We start from the raw sequence: 17,526 nt of genomic DNA, 5'->3' as shown, positions 1-17,526 counted from the left end.
ATGAAAAATCTACAGCCATTAGACCTACATCCTCTCAAAACCGAATCCGAGTATGAGGCCGCTTTACTGGAGATTGAGTCGCTTCTGGAAGTACCTCCGGGGACACCGGAAGCAGCGCGCTTAGATTTGCTTGCCACACTGGTTGATGCCTATGAACAGGAACATTTTCCCATCCCTCTACTAGATCCTATCGAAGCGGTCAACCGAAAGGATATTTGATTTATGTTTGAAAATAAGATTTGTCGGCATTTAGAGGGGATGTGATGACTGTAACGACAAAGCAACAGGTAATCAGTCTGCTAGAGCAAAATCAAGCCGAATTACGGCGATTGGGAGTTAGTCGCTGTGGTTTGTTTGGCTCTTTTCGGACAGAGCAGACGACAGAGAAGAGCGATGTGGATATTTTGGTGGTGTTTCAACCCGGGATGAAGACATTTAATAATTTTATGGATTTATGTTTCTTTTTGGAGGACTTGTTTGGTCGGAGTGTGGATCTGGTTACACCTGAGTCACTGAGTCCTTTTTTTGGACAACGAATTCTCGATGAGGTGGAATATGTCCCCTGTAGTTCGTGAGTTTTAGTCAACCGAAAGGATGTTTGATTTATGTTTGAAAATAAGATTGATCAGGTTTTACACGCGTTAAAGGAGATGTTGGGATGAGCAAAAATATGATTCAGTGGCTGGAAATTGGTGATCTTGATATTCATATATCTGATGGAAACTATTCGTCTAAATATCCGAGATCAGAAGAATTTATAGAAAGTGGTGTTCCTTTTATACGGGCTAATAATTTGGTTAACAAAAGTATTTCGGATGAGGAAATGTACTTTATATCGCCCCAAAAGCATGGTCTTCTTAAAAAAGGGCATTTGAAAACGAACGATGTTCTAATTAGCACTAGAGGTGATTTAGGGAAAGTTGCCTTAGTACCCAAAAGATATAATGATTCTAATATCAATGCTCAACTTGTTTTACTACGCCCAAATCCCCACAAGATAGATCCACTTTATTTACTTTATTGTTTTGAAGGGGATCGAGTTAAAGGACAAATAAGTCAACTTCAAACTGGTACAGCACTCAAACAGTTACCAGTGGGGAACTTGAAAAGGATAAAAATCCCCCTCCCACCCCTCGAAGAACAGCGAAGAATTGCGGCAATTTTAGATAAAGCGGATGGGGTGCGACGCAAGCGCAAGGAGGCAATACGGTTAACTGAGGAGTTGTTAAAATCGACTTTCCTAGAGATGTTCGGTGATCCTGTTACTAATCCGAAAGGGTGGGAGATAAAGAAACTAGAGGAAGTCACCACTAAAATCACCGATGGTGTTCACTCTCGACCAAATTATACTGAGCAAGGAGTCCCTTTTATTTCTGTTAAAGATATTACAACGGGCGAATTAAAGTTTGATGATTGCAAGTTCATCAGCGAAGAAGATCACAAAAAATATAAGAAAAGATGTAACCCCGATCTGGGCGATATTTTATACACAAAGGTCGGGGCAACATATGGTCGTCCAGCCCTTGTGAATGTAAAGAGTGAATTTTCACTATATGTGAGCGTTTGCCTTATTAAACCCCAAAGAGATTTGATTTTCCCCGAATTTCTGAAAGAAGCATTGGCTACACCAGCACTTAAACGTCAAGCAGATCGATCTATTAAAGGTATTGGAGTTCCTGATTTGCATCTCAATATGATAAAAGATTTTATTGTTCCAGTGCCTCCCATCTATAAACAAAAAGAATTTTTAGAAATAGCCTCCAAAATACAGTCTTCAAAAGAAAGTTTAACATCTTGTTCTCAAGAATCCGAAAATCTCTTTAATTCCCTTTTACAAAGAGCATTTAGGGGGGAACTGTAGCCATGGCAGCCGGCGGATTACTGCCATAATCTTGTGGGAAATACCATTAAAAAAGACCGTTGGACAATTAACCAAGATTCCTATCATCTCACACTGTCACTAGGGAAAACCCTAGATAAAATAACCGAACTTGCTGTTTTTTTATATAACTGTTAAACAATAATCAGGTAAAATATAGAGATAGCCAAAACTTTGGGAATAATAAAGTTATAGACTGGGGAGCGCAATATGGACTCAAACTTCTCCTTCCTGCGAGATCAATTCCCGACAATCTACGATCATGCCAGCCAAGCGGAGGGATTAGTCTTCAGCAACCCCCGGGCCAGTTGCTTCTATACCCGTTTTGTCCTAGAGCAAATGGTCTGCTGGCTCTATGAAAACGACCCCTACCTGCAACCGCCCCGGGACAATAGCCTAGGCGCTCTCATCCACGAGCAAACCTTTAAAGATAACCTTAAACCTGGACTTTTCGGCAAAATTCGCACCATCCACAAAGTCGGCAACAACGCCGCCCACCATACCAGCCCCATCAGTGAACGGGACTCCCTGCACCTGATCGAGGAACTATTTCATCTCACCTACTGGCTGGTGCGCTACTATGGGCAGAATGGGCGAAAATTGGGCGATATTAGCTTTGATCGCCAGAAGATACCCCCGGCCGCACCCCCCGCTCCCAAACAACTGCAAGACCTGGAAAAACGCCTGTCCCAAAGCGATGCCCTGCGCCAATTGGCCGAAGCAAAACAGCGCCAAACCGAGGCCGAACTCGCGGCCGCTAGGGCCGAACGGGATGCCCTCCTCGCCCAAAATCGAGCGATCGCTGACCGGCACGACTACAACGAAGCCGACACCCGCCGCTACCTGATCGATGTACTACTCCAAGAGGCCGGCTGGGATACCAAAGCCCCCAACGCCACAGAGTTCGAGGTGTGGGGGATGCCCATCCAAAAGCCGGGGGATACTGGGCGCGGTTTCGTCGATTATGTACTATGGGGTGATGACGGCAAACCCCTCGCCCTCGTGGAAGCAAAACGCACCAGCAAAAGCGCCGACATCGGACAAGATCAGGCCAAACTCTACGCCGACTGCTTAGAAAAAAACTACAACCAACGCCCCGTTATTTTCTACAGCAACGGCTATGAAACCTATCTCTGGGATGATCTCACCTATCCCCCCCGTCCCGTCCTCGGTTTCCTGCGAAAAACCGAGCTAGAACGGCTAATTTTCCGCCGTTCCCACCGTAAACGCCTCAGGGACACCGCCATTAACGAGGATATCGTCGGCCGTCCCTACCAGAAAGAGGCCATCCGCCGCATCACCGAAACCTTTGAAGAAAAGTGCGCCCGTAATTCCCTCTTGGTTATGGCCACCGGAACCGGCAAAACCCGAACGGCGATCGCATTGGTGGAACTGCTCAAGAGCGCCAATTGGGTAAACCGAGTCCTGTTTCTGGCCGATCGCAATGCCCTATTAAAGCAAGCCTATCGAGCCTTTCAGCGTCATCTACCCAGCGTTACCGTCCTGCATCTGACCCGCAGCAAGGACGTGACGGGGGCTAACGTCCTCTTCTCCACCTATCAAACCATGCTCAACGCCATCGATCGCATGGATGGAGAGGGGCGAATCTTTGGGGTGGGTTATTTTGACCTAGTGATCATCGATGAGGCCCATCGCTCCATTTATCAGAAATACGGCGAAATCTTCCATTATTTCGATGCCCTGCTGGTGGGGCTAACTGCCACGCCGCGCTCGGAAATAGACCGGGACACCTACCGCATTTTCCAGCTACCCCAGGGCGTGCCTACCTTCGCCTACGAGTTAAATGATGCCGTTAGGGATGGCTACCTTGTCCCCCCCAAGGGCGTTACTGTGCCGTTTAAGTTTCTGCGTACTGGGGTTAAATACAGTGAGCTAACCCCACAGGAGCAGCTAGACTACGAGGAGAAGTTCCGGGACGAGGAAAGCGGCGAACTACCGCAGGCAATTAACGCAGCTGCCTTTAATCACTGGTTGTTCAATATCGACACCGTGGATCAAGCATTAGAATTATTGATGCAACGGGGGCTAAAGGTCAACAGTGGCGATCGATTGGGTAAAACGATTATTTTTGCCCGTAATCACCGACACGCCCAATGTATCTGCGATCGCTTTAACAGTAACTATCCTCACTACAAAGGTCATTTCGCCAAAATTATTGACAGTCACGACAAATACGCCCAGAGTCTGCTCGATGACTTCAGCGAGGTCAACAAAGAACCGATTTTGGCCGTCTCGGTGGATATGCTCGATACCGGCGTAGATGTGCCGGAAGTGGTCAATTTGGTCTTTTTTAAGCCCGTATTCTCCCGGGTGAAGTTCAATCAGATGATCGGGCGCGGGACCCGTCTCTGTCAGGATTTGTTTGGGTCTGGCAACCATAAAACCGAGTTTCTGGTCTTCGACCTCTGCGGGAATTTCGAGTATTTCGAGCAGGATATCGATGAAACAAGCCAGAAAATACCCGAAAGCCTCACCAGTCGCCTAGTTAAACATCGCCTCGAGTTGGCAACCCGTCTCGCTCCCGCCCAGCCAAGCGCGACACCTAGGGCAAGAGAGCAGTCCTCTACTTACAAAGTCGAGCGGGCCGACGACCTATACACGAGTTTGCTCGATGCACTCCATCAACACATCGCCACCATGCCCCGGGATAATTTCCTCGTGCGTCGTCGCTTGCCGCAGGTGGAAACCTTTAGTCAGCGCCAGCGTTGGAACAACCTCAGTCAGGAGGACGCGGCCACCATTGCCGACTCCTTGGCCGGTTTACCCAATAGTCTGCCCAATGAGGATCCCCTGGCCAAGGAATTCGACCTTCTCTGTGTGAAACTGCAATTAGCCATTCTCAAGGCCGACCGTAGTTATGAGCGATTGCGGGACAAAGTGCGGGATATTCTCGGTCAACTGGAGACTAAGCCCGATATCCCGATGATTAAGGGACAATTGGCCTTTATTCGCGAGGTGCAGGACGAAAGCTGGTGGATCAGAGCAACGCCGTCAATGGTGGAGGGGATTCGGGTGCGTGTCCGGGATCTGGTCAAGTTTATCGATCGCCAAAAGCAGCAGATCGTGATCACCGATTTTGTCGATGAGATGGGGGAGGTGCAGATTGTCGATATTCCCACCCATCAGACCGGTTTTAGTCGCGAACAGTATCGCCGGAAAGTGGAGGCCTATATCCGTCAGCATCAGGATCACCTTGCGATCGCTAAGTTGCGGCGCAATATCCCCCTAACGGAGACGGATTTATCTGCCCTAGAGGAGATGCTATTTTCGGCCGCAGAAATTGAGAGCCGTCAACGTTTTGAGGAGGTCTTTGGCCAGACAAAAAGCCTCAAGCTCCTGATCCTGGAAATCGTCGGACTTGATCCCGCAGGGATCCGCGTAGCGGCACGCCAAGCGGCTAAACAAGCTTTTGCCCGTTATTTGCAGGGGACAAACTTCTCGGCCAATCAAATCCGTTTTATCGAAAATATCATCGATATCCTCACTAAAAACGGAGTTATCAATCCGGGGGCGCTCTACGAGCCTCCCTTTACTGATAACCATCCCGAAGGGCTAGATGGGATGTTTAATGATCAGGAAGCTGATCGGATCGTCTCGATTGTGCGATCGTTTAATGAGTCCGTTGATGCGGTTTAAGAACAAGCGCGGATGAAGAAATAAAAGCATGAAAACTGACACGATTTTTTATCAACTCTTTCAATCATTCCCCTCTATCTTCTTTGAATTAATTCAACTCCCTATCAGCGAAGCCAATAACTACCGCTTTGACTCAGTGGAAGTCAAACAACTTTCTTTTCGTCTTGATGGAGTCTTTCTGCCTCAAAATAATCACCCCCAGACTCCTATCTACTTTTGTGAGGTACAATTTCAAGAGGATGAGGCTTTTTATCAGCGCTTTTTCACCGAAATATTCTTATATCTCAGTAAAACTGACTTAACCAATGATTGGCGGGGTGTGATTGTCTATCCTAACCCTCAAGTAGAAACCGATAAAGTTCAACGCTATCGGGAACTCCTCAACTCCGAGCGAGTGAGACGGATTTATCTGAATGAATTAGAAAACATTCCTCAAACTTCGATTGGTTTAGCCACAGTCCAATTAATCACCCTATCTAAAGCAAAAGCGATTGATAGCACCCGAAAATTAATCCAAAGAGTGAGAGAAGAATTAACCCCCGACCAAAAACCGCAAGAACTCTTACAATTAATAGAGACGATTCTCGTTTATAAGTTACCGCTTCTCAATCGTCGGGAGATAGAAACTATGTTCAGTTTAGATGAATTAAAACAAACTCAGTATTTTCAAGATGTGCGCGAGGAAGCGCGTCAGGAAGGTCGTCAGGAAGGTCGTCAGGAAGGCAGACTAAACAAAGCATTAGAGGCGGTCCCTCGTTTGTTAGCCCTAGGGTTAAGTGTTGAGCAAGTCGCATCCGCGTTAGAGTTAGAGGTTAAACAGGTTAGAGCTATACAAAACGGGACATAAAAAAAGCGATCGCCTTATAAAATAAGAGCATGAAAACTGACACGATTTTTTATCAACTCTTTCAATCATTCCCCTCTATCTTCTTTGAATTAATTCAACTCCCCATCAACGAAGCCAATAACTACCGCTTTGACTCAGTGGAAGTCAAACAACTTTCTTTTCGTCTTGATGGAGTCTTTCTACCTCAAAATAATAACCCCCAGACTCCTATCTACTTTTGTGAGGTACAATTTCAAGAGGATGAGGCTTTTTATCAGCGCTTTTTCACCGAAATATTCTTATATCTCAGTAAAACTGACTTAACCAATGATTGGCGGGGTGTGATTGTCTATCCTAACCCTCAAGTAGAAACCGATAAAGTTCAACGCTATCGGGAACTTCTCAACTCCGAGCGAGTCAGACGGATTTATCTGAATGAATTAGAAAACATTCCTCAAACTTCGATTGGTTTAGCCACAGTCCAATTAATCACCCTATCTAAAGCAAAAGCGATTGATAGCACCCGAAAATTAATCCAAAGAGTGAGAGAAGAATTAACCCCCGACCAAAAACCCCAAGAACTCTTACAATTAATAGAGACGATTCTCGTTTATAAGTTACCGCTTCTCAATCGTCGGGAGATAGAAACTATGTTTAGTTTAGATGAATTAAAACAAACTCAGTATTTTCAAGATGTGCGCGAGGAAGCGCGTCAGGAAGGTCGTCAGGAAGGTCGTCAGGAAGGTCGTCAGGAAGGCATTGAGCAAGGCAGACTAAACAAAGCACTAGAGGCTGTTCCTCGTTTGTTAGCTTTAGGGTTAAGCGTTGAGCAAGTCGCATCCGCGTTAGAGTTAGAGGTTGAACAGGTTAGAGCTATACAAAAAGGGAGATAATCTCCTTCTGTCCTTATGTCTAGGAAGTCCTGTTAATCCTATCGTCGGGAGATAGAAACTATGTTTAGTTTAGATGAATTAAAACAAACTCAGTATTTTCAAGATGTGCGCGAGGAAGCGCGTCAGGAAGGTCGTCAGGAAGGCAGACTAAACAAAGCACTAGAGGCGGTCCCTCGTTTGTTAGCTTTAGGGTTAAGCGTTGAGCAAGTCGCATCCGCCTTAGAATTAGAGGTTGAACAGGTTAGAGCTATACAAAAAGGGACATAAAAAAAGCGATCGCCTTTTAGAATAAAAGCATGAAAACTGACACGATTTTTTATCAACTCTTTCAATCATTCCCCTCTATCTTCTTTGAATTAATTCAACTCCCTGGTTTAAGTATTCTCAATGTTAGTAAAATCCAATAATCCCAGTAATGCTAGTATATTCGAGTAATACCCACAAATTTCGATAATGTAATTGTAATAACTGATCACTGATCACTGATCAGCCATTCCGATGCCCTTTCACCCAGATCTAGGGGCAGACTAACCGCTTTACCGAGACGGGGACGCTCGCGGGTTTCGCGGATAAAAGCTTGAAATTGACTAACACCACCCCATTCGTGGAGATAATTAGCGATCGCATTGAGATGTTCCAGATATTCAGACTCGGAGAGGGGAAAAGAAGCTTGTTCGAGATATTTCCACATTACCTGGACATGAACCTTATCTTTGATGCGTCGTAGCTGGATATCGTAGGAACGACCCCATTTTTCTAGTAATAATTGCTGTAAGTCCACACCCGTCATGGTTAATATCGCTTCTCAGATGTCAGTCAGTCAATTAATTCTAACTTACTTTTAGCTGCCGCCCCTAGGTTAGTCCACCGCGCTTCGATTCAGACCAATTCCCATAAAAAAGTTTTTTTCGGTACGGCGAGTATGTAAAATGGAATGTTGATCTTTCTTGGCCTAAACAGCATTTCATGATTTCGAGTAACGACTTTCGGAGTGGTACGACCATCCAGATCGATGGCTCTGTCTGGCGGGTGGTGGAATTCCTGCACGTTAAACCGGGTAAGGGATCGGCCTTCGTGCGAACCAAGTTAAAAAATGTCCAGACGGGCAACGTGGTAGAACGGACGTTCCGGGCCGGGGAAACCTTGCCCTCAGCCACGATCGAAAAGCGCACCATGCAGCACACCTACAAAGAAGGCGATCAGTTTGTCTTCATGGACATGGAGACTTTTGAGGAAGCAACTCTCACCCCAGCACAAATGGGCGATCGAGCCAAGTATCTGAAGGAAGGGATGGAAGTCAATATTCTCTTTTGGAATGAGCAAGTATTAGAGGTAGAATTGCCCACCTCGGTAATCTTGGAAATCACCGATACAGATCCGGGAGTCAAGGGAGATACGGCCACCGGTGGCACGAAACCGGCGATCGTAGAAACGGGAGCGCAGGTGATGGTTCCCCTGTTTATTTCCATCGGTGAAAGGATTAAAGTGGACACCAGGGATGGTTCCTATCTGGGACGGGAATAATTGTGATCAGAAGCCCAGAAATGAGGCCTTAGGGACGGATTTAGGACTAAAGCCAGTTTTCTCTAGCCTGTTTCCCAAAACTTAGCCGCTAGATGTCAAAAATCGACGGTTTGGTGGGTGCGAATTTGGATTTGTTGCTTTTTATTTGCGGGGGGATTTCAGAGCGGTGACTATTGATTACAACGAAATTCGAGAACTGATCAAAACATTGGCAGCCACGGATATCAGTGAATTTAGCCTAAAAAGTGCAGATTTGGAGCTAAATATCCGCAAAGGAACCGTTAATACCGTCCTTGGTTCTCTCCCCGCTCCCTTGCCGGTGGTGACAGCCCCGGTTGCCCCTCCAGTGGTAGCCGCCGGTACCACCCCGGCCCCGGAAACCCCCACCCCCGAACCCGTGGCCGCCGCTATTGATAAAAAATGGCTGGCGATTACCTCTCCCATGGTCGGCACTTTTTATCGCGCTCCCGCTCCCGATGAACCGTCTTTCGTGGAAAAAAACGATCGGATCCGTGTCGGACAAACGGTCTGTATCATCGAAGCGATGAAGTTGATGAACGAAATCGAAGCGGAAGTAGCTGGGCAAATCGTCGAAATCGCCGTCGCTAACGGTGAACCAGTGGAATTTGGCCAGACGTTAATGTGGGTTAATCCCGAATAGATAGAATGAAAGCTATCCTCATGACCGCCGTGGATGTGCTGCAACTTCAGCAAGTCCCCACCCCGAAAATTAGTCAACCGCATCAGGTTTTAGTAGCATTAAAAGCCGCTGGTGTCAACCCTATTGATACAAAAATTCGTAAACGCGGCACTTTTTATCCCGAGCAAATGCCAGCGATTTTGGGCTGTGACGGGGCGGGAATTGTCGAGGCCGTTGGGTCGGCGGTGCAGGATTTTCGCCCCGGGGATGAAGTGTACTTTTGTAGCGGCGGACTGGGCAGGACCGGCACGGGAAATTATGCCGAATATGCCCTAATCGAGGCGGATTATCTAGCCCACAAGCCGAAATCTCTTTCTTTTGCCGAGGCGGCCGCTGTACCTTTGGTTTTAATCACCGCTTGGGAAGCACTCTACGATCGCGCTCGTCTGCAATCGGGACAAAGCGTCCTGATCCATGGCGGGGCCGGGGGTGTTGGTCATGTTGCGATTCAATTGGCGAAACTGAAAGGGGCTAAAGTTTATACAACGGTGGGAAATAGCGATAAAGAGCGTTTAGTGCGGCAATTAGGGGCAGATTACCCGATTTTATACAAACAAACCGATTTTGTCGCGGCGATACTTGAAGAAACCGCAGGGAAAGGGGTAGATATCGCTTTTGATACGGTGGGAGGGGCAACTTTTGGGCAAACTTGCCGAGCGGTGCGAGTATACGGCGATATGGTGACGATTTTGGAACCTACGGGCAGCTGGAAAGAAGCCCGCGATCGCAATTTGCGGATTAGTTTAGAATTAATGTTAACCCCGGCTTTGATGGGACTGCCAGAAGCGCAAAAATATCAAACAGAAATTCTCAGGCAAGGGGCGCGTTTAATTGATGAGAAAAAGTTAACTATTCATCTCTCCCAAACCTTTCCTTTAGCGGCAGCTAGCAGCGCCCATCAATTGCTAGAAACTGGTGCGGTGACGGGGAAAATTGCCCTAATTATCGACTAGAAATCTGCTTGTTACTACTGGTGAGCAGCAGAAGTTGTTAAAGCAGGGAGAGGGCAAACCACCGCTACACTTTTGCCAATCGGTCAACCTGATTACGTTAAAATCAAAAGCAGGATACTGTGTATGACGGAAAAACTCGATGAACTCAGTGATTAAAGCGGTACAAACTGCCTATTATGGGGATGCAGCCTATCGGACACCACCACCGGACTTAGAATCTCTCCTGCTCAAAGAGAGAATTGTCTATCTGGGGTTGCCCTTATTTTCCTCCGATGATGTCAAGCGCAATATCGGGGTGGACGTGACGGAATTAATTATCGCGCAACTGCTTTACCTGCAATTTGACGATCCCGAAAAACCGATTTTCTTCTACATCAACTCTACCGGCACATCCTGGTACACCGGCGACGCGATCGGCTACGAAACGGAAGCTTTCGCCATCTGTGACACCCTCAACTACATTAAACCTCCCGTTCATACTATCTGTATCGGGCAGGCCATGGGAACTGCAGCGATGATTCTTTCCGCAGGAACCAAGGGTTTTCGCGCCTCCTTGCCCCACGCTACCATTGTTCTCAACCAAAATCGCACCGGGGCCCAGGGACAAGCCACCGATATCCAGATTCGTGCCAAGGAGGTAATCGCCAATAAACAGACGATGTTGGAAATTTTCTCGAAAAATACGGGTCAAACCACCGAAAAACTGGCGAAAGATATGGATCGCACCTTCTATCTCACCCCACAACAGGCGAAAGACTACGGATTAATCGATCGCGTTCTCGAAAGTCGCAAGGAACTACCGAAACCCCTCGCCCAAGTTAGTTAAGATTTATTACAAATTAGCAGGAGTTGTTACCAATTATGCCTATCGGTGTGCCAAAAGTTCCCTACCGTCTGCCGGGTAGCCAATACGAACAGTGGATTAGCATTTACAGCCGTCTTTCGGTGGAACGCATTCTTTTTTTGGGGCAGGAAGTCACCGACGGGTTAGCCAATGCCCTTGTGGCCCAAATGCTTTATCTCGACTCGGAAGACCCCACTAAACCTATCTATCTCTATATCAACTCGCCGGGGGGTTCCGTTACCGCCGGTATGGCCATCTACGACACCATGCAGTACATCAAAGCGGAAGTGGTGACTATCTGTGTGGGATTAGCGGCCTCTATGGGGGCATTTTTACTGGCTTCTGGTAGTCCGGGTAAGCGTCTCGCTCTTCCCCACGCGCGGATTATGATTCACCAACCCATGGGCGGAACCGGGCGCCGGCAAGCGACGGATATCGACATTGAAGCTAAGGAAATCCTGCGTATTCGCCAGCAATTAAACGAAATTATGGCTAATCGCACGGGACAAACCATCGAACGCATCGAAAAAGACACGGACCGCGATTATTTCCTCTCCGCCGAGGAAGCTGTCGCCTACGGTTTAATTGATAAGGTGGTGGAGGGAAGACCGGCTTAAGTCAGCCAGAGGTTAGAACAGGCGAGAAACCTGTTCTAACTGCCATTGGACAAACTTCCTTAGATGGTAGGTTGGTTGATCGGATAATCCCATAAGAGGATATCTGTTGGGTATGGAATTTTTAGCAACTTTAGAAACAGGCTTGATCTCTGCGGTGGCAATCATCAAGTTTTGCCTAGAAAGTATTTCGATCGCTTGTGTGGTAATCGGACTAATTAAAACTCTACAATTAGCTTGGCAGTCTCATCGTCACCGTCGCAGTCTTCCCCCTTTTTCCTTCAATCAAATTCGCATTCGTTTCGGTACTTGGCTATCTTTAGCCCTAGAGTTTCAGTTAGGTGGAGACATCGTGGCTACTACCGTCACACCTACTATAGAAGCCTTGGCAAAACTCGCCCTCATCGCTATTATCCGAACTTTCCTCAACTATTTCCTCAGCCAAGAATTGGAAACGGAATTGTCCATGGAAAAAGAGCGATCGCAACTAGCAGCCCAGGACAATCTCAGGGATTTTTAATGCCAAAAAAAGGTGAGTTGACAATCACCTGACCTAACCCCTGATAAGCTGTTGACTATTGAGGGTATGCTAAAAAAGTTTTTCAGCAAGCTCTAGATAGTCAACAGCTTATTACTTTCGATCGCCCACTGGCTCAATTCCGTGCGATTATGAAGACCGGTTTTATGAAGCATATTCGACACATGACTTTCGATTGTCCGTTGACTAACATTGAGTTTTGCGGCGATTTCCCGATTAGCCAGACCCTGGGCGACCAATTGTACTACTTTTAACTCCGTTGGGGTTAATTCCACATTACCCGGAACCTGAACAGGGGTGACATCCGGGGAATGGATGCGGGTGCTGCGTTTCGGCAACTGGCCCGCTTGTTTGAGGGAAGACTCCACCAGGGCCACTAATTCTTCCGGTTCAAAGGGTTTGACCATATAAAAATCGGCCCCGGCGGTTAAACCTGTCACCTTGTCCTGACTTTGCCCCTCAGGGGAGAGAAAGATCACGGGAATGCCACTAAAACGACTGTCCCGACGAATTTTTTCGAGGAAAGCATGACCGTCCATTTCTGGCATGATCAGATCACAGATAATCATATCGGGGATTTCTGCTGCTTTGGCAGTATTTGCCCCGCGTTCGAGGATTTCTAGGGCTTCGGGACCGTTTTCTGCGGTTGTCACCCTATAACCACGAAACTCTAGATAATCCTTCACCAAAAGTATTAAATTCGGGTCATCGTCGATTAATAAAAGTTGTTTATTGTCTTTGTTGGTCTCTTTCATCGCTATTTTCTGGGCTACAGGGTTGGGGGAATGGAGACGGACAAAGGATCGACAGGCACTCATGCAACAGGTAGTTAGGGTTTCCTGAATAAATCTAAAAACCTTATCCAACAAGGTTTTTAGACTTTTTTTCTCTCAAAAAGTGCCGACCATTGGAGTGATTGGGGGGAAAATTCTGAGACTTTTTCCCTAAAAATTAGGTAATTGACTCCCTCAAAATCGGTAAAACCCTACACCCCACACCCCACACCCCACACCCTGCCCCCACGAAAAACTTTTTGCCGCAAACCCTAATTAATTGTGTTTCAGCTAGTTTTAACGCTGTTTTCCTCTATTGTTTCGGGTTCTTCTTCTGGACAGTTCAGGGAAATTGCCGGTAAATCGTGGCGAAGGAAAGCATATTCGGTGACGATTTGATTACCGATTAGGTGTTCTTGGATAATTCTTTCGATCGCTTCCTTGTTGACCCTTCCATACCAGACTCCTTCCGGGTACACTAATAAAATCGGGCCTTGGCTGCAAACCCGCAAACAGTTGGCTTTAGTGCGAAAAATACAGCCCAGACGGTCGGTGCTAGGGCGATCGAGTTGTAATTCACTTAACCGCTTCTTTAAATAATCCCACACTTCTAACCCTTCTTCCTTGTCACAACATTTTGGCTTAGTCTGATCGCAGCAGAGAAATAGATGACGCTGGATCTGGGCCAGTCCTAACTTAGCCACATTTTCCCCCAAGATATCTCTGGTGTCTGTTTTTTCCATAAATTTTTTTTATCAATTAAACTCTTGACATTGAACAGAAAATGTGCATGGCCGACTAAAATTTCGGTTTGAGGATGTAACGATAGATGAGATAAACGATAGCGGCAAGGATTAAAGCACTTAAAACTGCGCTAACTAGCCGTAAAATCGCCGTTAAAATCGAAAAAGTCACAAAAACCCCCGCCACTGCCACGACTACCTGTGCTGGTGTGGACAGGCTGCCGTACCAAGTTTTCACTTTTTCGAGGGTGGCAGCGAAACTAACCGGGGTAGCAACGGGGGGAAAATCGTCGGTTTCGATTTCCACTTCCACTTCCTCTGGGGTATATTTAGTATCGAACGGTTCGGGAGACTGCATAAACACTCAAGCTACTTAACACTTCATCCCTATTTTATCGGTGATTGGGGTTGATAGGGATTGAGACAGAATTAATGTAACAATGAGTTTATCCATAGCTAAACGATCGGAATCTATGAGCCTATCGACTCCCACCGTTACCGCCATCAATTATCCCGATGCTACCATTACCAGGGCCGAACGGGCCCTCTGTTGTTCTCCTTTCCGTGTCACCCTATTCGCCGCTATGCTGGAGCAAAGTGTATCACTTTTGAGCATTCCGGGTGCTGGGGGTTTAGAGAAAGGTTATACTTCCAGACTGCTGACGGAAGCAGCAGCGGAAAGCTATCTTCTCTGGTTGATTAAAGTGGGAATTTTGCGACGCGAAGTAGATGGACAGGGGATAACCGATAGTTTTCGTCTCACTCCTTTGGGGAGGAAATTAATAGAAAAATGGCAACCCCAAGGGGACTTTTTCCCTCAACCCACTTTCTGGCAAAGATTTTTAAATACTCTGCAACGTTGGTTTTCTTTTTAATGCTGTTGGGAGTCAGTTATCAGTTATCAGTTATCAGTTATCAGCTTCTGAAGGCAAGAGGCAACAGGCAAGAGGCAAGAGAAAGAATCTGGCAATTCTCCTACCCAAAAAAGGTTATAAACTAAGTACATCAAAGCTTTTAGCTTAACAAATTAGGTTGTAGATTCGGTCATTGTTATCAGTTATCAACTGATTACTGTTTACCGATTACTGTTCACTGAAAATGCTCAATTAAAAAAACTAGATGAAAGCAATTATGGTAGTGGGGACAACATCCCACGCGGGTAAATCTTTTTTAACTGCGGCTTTATGTCGTTTATTCAACCGGAAAGGTTGGCAGGTAACACCCTTTAAAGGTCAGAATATGGCTCTTAATGCCTATGTTACCGCCGGAGGGGGAGAAATGGGTCACGCCCAGGCGGTGCAAGCATGGGCTGCGGGGACAGTTCCCCGGGTAGAAATGAACCCAATTTTATTAAAACCCCAGGGAAATATGACCTCTCAGGTGATTATTAAAGGTAAGGCTGTTGGTGTCACCACGGCAGCGGATTATTATCAGAATTATTTTGACCAAGGTTGGCAAGCAATTAAAGAATCTTTAGCTAAATTATCAACAGAATTTGATCTAGTTGTCTGTGAAGGTGCGGGAAGTCCGGCGGAAATAAATCTCAAACATCGGGATTTAACTAATATGCGGGTGGCTAAATATCTCGATGCCGCTACTATTTTAGTGGTGGATATTGATCGCGGGGGGGCTTTTGCTCACGTCGTCGGTACGTTAGAATTATTAGAACCGGAGGAAAGAGCTTTAATTAAAGGTATTGTGATCAATAAATTTCGCGGACAAAAATCTCTCTTAGATTCGGGGATTACTTGGCTAGAAGATTATACAAAAATTCCCGTGTTGGGAGTTCTTCCCTATAGTGATATCTTTTTAAGTGCCGAGGATTCTCTCAGTTTACTCGATCGCCCCGCCCAAAAACCCAAAGCTGAACTAAATATCAGTGTCATTCGTCTGCCTCATATCGCTAATTTTACGGATTTTGACCCTCTCTGTGGTGAAGCAACGGTTAATCTACGTTATCTAGAATTACAGGAATCTTTAGGTGATCCCGATGGGGTAATTATCCCCGGTTCTAAAACCACTGTCACTGATTTAATTGCTCTTAATCAAAGTGGTATGGCTAATCAATTACAAGCCTATCACCAAAGGGGAGGTATTATCTTTGGCATCTGTGGTGGTTTGCAAATGTTAGGGCGATTAATCCTGGATCCTGACCATCGAGAAGGTCCCGAAAGTGAGGCAGCTGGCTTAAATTTACTGCCGTTAAAAACGGTAATTACTGCCGAAAAAATTACCCGTCAACGACAGGTTTTATCTAATTTTCCCCAAGGGGGTTTACCAGTAACAGGATACGAAATTCACCAGGGAATAAGCGCATGGGAAAGTGAATCAGGTTATCAAAAAATGTTCGAGGAAGATGCTAGTCTAGGAATTGTCAGTGATTCTCTCTCAATTTGGGGTTGTTATTTACATGGTATCTTTGATAATGGTTCTTGGCGAAGAAATTGGCTAAATCATCTGCGTCAGCGTCGCGGTTTATTATCTTTGCCGACGGGAATTGCTAACTATAGTGAACAAAGAGAAATAACCCTAGATAATATGGCTAATTTATTGGAAGAACATTTAAATCTTAACCCTATTTTTGCTCATTTGTAAGGAGAAATTATGACTATTGCAGTGCGTTTTTTACCCGATGATATTATCATAGAAGCGGAAACGGGAGAACTATTATTAGATGTAGCCAAAAAAGCAGGAATTGACATTCCTACTGGCTGTTTAATGGGTTCCTGTCACGCTTGTGAAGTAGAATTAGATGATGGTACTCAAATTTGCAGTTGTATTACCGGTATCCCCGGCGATCGAGATTCTTTAACCGTTCATTTATACTCCGATCCGCTCTGGTAGTTGCTCCCTTATATCTAGTCAAACTTGGGAACAATCCAAGCCGCTATAATAGCCAATAAAACAACAATTTCTAAGACTTTATATAAGTTAAGAGATTGTAGCCACTGCAAAGTATTAGCTAGACGCAAACTTAACCCCCATTGACGTAATTGAGATAACCATAATTTCGGACTATCTTGTTCACGAAAACGCCATTTAAGGATAGATAATAACAGGGGAACTCCTCCCACTTTAGCAGTCATGAGCAGGTGCAGCACCAGACCTACTGCCATAATTAACCAACTGAGCAAATGGGCATAATACCAAAAGTGATTTAATTCCCCTTCTGGTAGCCATTTGGAATCCATCATCCGACCACTATACAAGGCAAAAGTTAGGGCAAAAAGAATCAAAGTATTGACTAAACGATGGAGACTATACCACCAAATCGGCTTACCAAATTGGGTTAATTTGTTAAGAGAATCACTTTGAATTAATCTTTTGTTGCCGCGACGAAAAGCATAGATAGCAAAAACGGGAAAGATAATCAGAGTATAGAGGCCAAAAGTACCATGAATACTTTCAATTTCTTGATATTCTGGTAGGGGCAGTTTCAACCAACGACCGTCAAAAGTATCATAAGTCCAATAGGCCGTAACCATGGCGGCAATGAGGACAATTCCCGTTAATCCGTGCAGAATTCGCAGTAAAAGAGGTTGATAAGGTTGATTAGTTTTCATAAACTCGATCGATACAATA

The 17,526-nt window shown here is 45.8% G+C and carries 21 protein-coding genes and 1 pseudogene; 17 read left to right on the top strand and 5 right to left on the bottom strand.

Annotated features, from left to right (window positions below):
* The 8 genes and pseudogenes from H6G40_RS03295 to H6G40_RS03260 all read left to right on the top strand — a co-directional run bounded on the left by H6G40_RS03295 (position 1) and on the right by H6G40_RS03260 (position 7,662).
* The gene (locus H6G40_RS03295) at positions 1 to 219 is read left to right on the top strand and encodes a hypothetical protein (RefSeq protein ID WP_069475531.1); all 219 of its coding nucleotides are present in this window, start codon (positions 1 to 3) and stop codon (positions 217 to 219) included.
* Between the two features lie 44 nt (positions 220 to 263).
* A complete protein-coding gene (locus H6G40_RS03290; protein ID WP_002775244.1) occupies positions 264 to 575 on the top strand; it encodes a nucleotidyltransferase family protein in 312 nt (103 codons plus the stop codon).
* Positions 576 to 658: 83 nt separating this feature from the next.
* The gene (locus tag H6G40_RS03285) at positions 659 to 1,861 is read left to right on the top strand and encodes a restriction endonuclease subunit S (protein WP_190537280.1); all 1,203 of its coding nucleotides are present in this window, start codon (positions 659 to 661) and stop codon (positions 1,859 to 1,861) included.
* A 228-nt stretch (positions 1,862 to 2,089) separates the two neighbouring features.
* A complete protein-coding gene (locus tag H6G40_RS03280) occupies positions 2,090 to 5,536 on the top strand; it encodes a DEAD/DEAH box helicase family protein (RefSeq protein ID WP_190537277.1) in 3,447 nt (1,148 codons plus the stop codon).
* A gap of 28 nt (positions 5,537 to 5,564) precedes the next feature.
* Positions 5,565 to 6,383: an Rpn family recombination-promoting nuclease/putative transposase gene (locus H6G40_RS03275; protein WP_190537275.1), complete on the top strand. Its 819-nt coding sequence runs from the start codon at positions 5,565 to 5,567 to the stop codon at positions 6,381 to 6,383.
* A 29-nt stretch (positions 6,384 to 6,412) separates the two neighbouring features.
* Positions 6,413 to 7,255 carry an Rpn family recombination-promoting nuclease/putative transposase gene (locus H6G40_RS03270; RefSeq protein ID WP_069475535.1) on the top strand — a complete coding sequence of 281 codons (843 nt, stop codon included), beginning with the start codon at positions 6,413 to 6,415 and terminating at the stop codon, positions 7,253 to 7,255.
* A 42-nt stretch (positions 7,256 to 7,297) separates the two neighbouring features.
* Positions 7,298 to 7,522 (top strand): annotated as a pseudogene (locus H6G40_RS03265) (Rpn family recombination-promoting nuclease/putative transposase); the annotation flags it as partial.
* 29 nt (positions 7,523 to 7,551) lie between these two features.
* The gene (locus H6G40_RS03260) at positions 7,552 to 7,662 is read left to right on the top strand and encodes a DUF2887 domain-containing protein (RefSeq protein ID WP_223210947.1); all 111 of its coding nucleotides are present in this window, start codon (positions 7,552 to 7,554) and stop codon (positions 7,660 to 7,662) included.
* Between the two features lie 65 nt (positions 7,663 to 7,727).
* On the opposite strand, the gene H6G40_RS03255 is transcribed toward H6G40_RS03260, so the two are convergent.
* On the bottom strand, positions 7,728 to 8,045 hold the full coding sequence (locus H6G40_RS03255) for a DUF3067 family protein (RefSeq protein WP_002732720.1): 318 nt from the start codon (positions 8,043 to 8,045) through the stop codon (positions 7,728 to 7,730).
* Positions 8,046 to 8,221: 176 nt separating this feature from the next.
* On the opposite strand from H6G40_RS03255, the gene efp reads away from it, so the two are divergent.
* From efp to H6G40_RS03225, 6 genes are all read left to right on the top strand, one after another.
* Positions 8,222 to 8,779 (top strand): elongation factor P, encoded by a 558-nt coding sequence (gene efp / locus H6G40_RS03250; RefSeq protein WP_002732990.1) that lies wholly within the window; start codon positions 8,222 to 8,224, stop codon positions 8,777 to 8,779.
* 166 nt (positions 8,780 to 8,945) lie between these two features.
* On the top strand, positions 8,946 to 9,440 hold the full coding sequence (gene accB, locus H6G40_RS03245) for an acetyl-CoA carboxylase biotin carboxyl carrier protein (RefSeq protein ID WP_002733878.1): 495 nt from the start codon (positions 8,946 to 8,948) through the stop codon (positions 9,438 to 9,440).
* A gap of 5 nt (positions 9,441 to 9,445) precedes the next feature.
* Positions 9,446 to 10,432: a zinc-dependent alcohol dehydrogenase family protein gene (locus H6G40_RS03240; protein ID WP_190537273.1), complete on the top strand. Its 987-nt coding sequence runs from the start codon at positions 9,446 to 9,448 to the stop codon at positions 10,430 to 10,432.
* Between the two features lie 139 nt (positions 10,433 to 10,571).
* Positions 10,572 to 11,258 (top strand): ATP-dependent Clp protease proteolytic subunit, encoded by a 687-nt coding sequence (locus H6G40_RS03235; protein ID WP_002733425.1) that lies wholly within the window; start codon positions 10,572 to 10,574, stop codon positions 11,256 to 11,258.
* Between the two features lie 35 nt (positions 11,259 to 11,293).
* On the top strand, positions 11,294 to 11,893 hold the full coding sequence (locus H6G40_RS03230) for an ATP-dependent Clp protease proteolytic subunit (RefSeq protein ID WP_002734165.1): 600 nt from the start codon (positions 11,294 to 11,296) through the stop codon (positions 11,891 to 11,893).
* Positions 11,894 to 12,005: 112 nt separating this feature from the next.
* Positions 12,006 to 12,410, top strand: coding sequence for a DUF1622 domain-containing protein (locus H6G40_RS03225; RefSeq protein ID WP_002734216.1), 405 nt, complete (start codon positions 12,006 to 12,008; stop codon positions 12,408 to 12,410).
* Between the two features lie 92 nt (positions 12,411 to 12,502).
* Here H6G40_RS03225 and H6G40_RS03220 read toward each other — a convergent pair whose 3' ends face one another.
* The 3 genes from H6G40_RS03220 to H6G40_RS03210 all read right to left on the bottom strand — a co-directional run bounded on the left by H6G40_RS03220 (position 12,503) and on the right by H6G40_RS03210 (position 14,302).
* Positions 12,503 to 13,183: a response regulator transcription factor gene (locus H6G40_RS03220; RefSeq protein ID WP_069475536.1), complete on the bottom strand. Its 681-nt coding sequence runs from the start codon at positions 13,181 to 13,183 to the stop codon at positions 12,503 to 12,505.
* Positions 13,184 to 13,488: 305 nt separating this feature from the next.
* Complete coding sequence (locus H6G40_RS03215; protein ID WP_069475537.1) at positions 13,489 to 13,944, bottom strand: (2Fe-2S) ferredoxin domain-containing protein; 456 nt, start codon at positions 13,942 to 13,944, stop codon at positions 13,489 to 13,491.
* 55 nt (positions 13,945 to 13,999) lie between these two features.
* On the bottom strand, positions 14,000 to 14,302 hold the full coding sequence (locus tag H6G40_RS03210; protein WP_002733371.1) for a hypothetical protein: 303 nt from the start codon (positions 14,300 to 14,302) through the stop codon (positions 14,000 to 14,002).
* Between the two features lie 115 nt (positions 14,303 to 14,417).
* Here H6G40_RS03210 and H6G40_RS03205 point away from each other — a divergent pair, with 115 nt between their 5' ends.
* From H6G40_RS03205 to H6G40_RS03195, 3 genes are all read left to right on the top strand, one after another.
* Positions 14,418 to 14,819 carry an Npun_F0494 family protein gene (locus tag H6G40_RS03205; protein WP_069475538.1) on the top strand — a complete coding sequence of 134 codons (402 nt, stop codon included), beginning with the start codon at positions 14,418 to 14,420 and terminating at the stop codon, positions 14,817 to 14,819.
* Positions 14,820 to 15,063: 244 nt separating this feature from the next.
* Positions 15,064 to 16,539, top strand: a complete 1,476-nt coding sequence (gene cobQ, locus H6G40_RS03200) for a cobyric acid synthase CobQ (protein ID WP_190537271.1) — start codon at positions 15,064 to 15,066, stop codon at positions 16,537 to 16,539.
* Positions 16,540 to 16,548: 9 nt separating this feature from the next.
* Positions 16,549 to 16,788, top strand: a complete 240-nt coding sequence (locus tag H6G40_RS03195; protein ID WP_002775208.1) for a 2Fe-2S iron-sulfur cluster-binding protein — start codon at positions 16,549 to 16,551, stop codon at positions 16,786 to 16,788.
* Between the two features lie 14 nt (positions 16,789 to 16,802).
* Here the strand turns inward: H6G40_RS03195 and H6G40_RS03190 are convergent, their stop codons facing one another.
* Positions 16,803 to 17,507, bottom strand: a complete 705-nt coding sequence (locus H6G40_RS03190) for a cytochrome b/b6 domain-containing protein (RefSeq protein WP_190537269.1) — start codon at positions 17,505 to 17,507, stop codon at positions 16,803 to 16,805.
* Between the last annotated feature and the right edge of the window lie 19 nt (positions 17,508 to 17,526).

The sequence above is a fragment of the Microcystis viridis FACHB-1342 genome, assembly GCF_014698335.1.
GTDB classification, from domain to species: Bacteria; Cyanobacteriota; Cyanobacteriia; order Cyanobacteriales; family Microcystaceae; genus Microcystis; species Microcystis ichthyoblabe_A.
The sequence above is the reverse complement of the archived record's forward strand: the minus strand, read 5'-3'. Positions and strand labels throughout refer to the sequence as shown.